Genomic DNA, 474 nt, shown 5'->3' on the forward strand with positions numbered 1-474 from the left:
ACGCTTGAGAAGAACCGCTAGAATAATAATCAATTAACACTTGCAGCTTGAACGAATACGAAAATTCGCGCGGGGTTTTACGTTTTGTCATAATTTCTTACTTTTTTTATAGTCAGAATTGTGACAAGCTAAATCCGTATAAGACATTTTAAAATGGCTTTGTAAGTCGCTGTAAATCAATAAGTTTTTTAGATGGATGTCGAAAGTGTGGAAACGAGCGGTTTATACCATCGGTTTCACATCCGTTTTGTTTGCAATCTCACGCAAAGGTCTCTATAATAAAATGAATACATTTGTCCCCGTGGCGGGGTGGGATTGCAACAATTGGATGCGACTTGTCGGAGCAGATGGTAGTGTCCTTAAAAGTGTGTAATTCATCTTTCCTTTCTCTGTACTTCCACTGTTATTTTATTCTTTTCTTTCCAGTTCTTGAATTGATATATTCTCCTTTCATATGTCGTCTTTGTTTCCTCC

Source organism: Prevotella rectalis (assembly GCF_900607215.1).
In the GTDB taxonomy this organism is placed as follows: Bacteria; Bacteroidota; Bacteroidia; order Bacteroidales; family Bacteroidaceae; genus Prevotella; species Prevotella brunnea.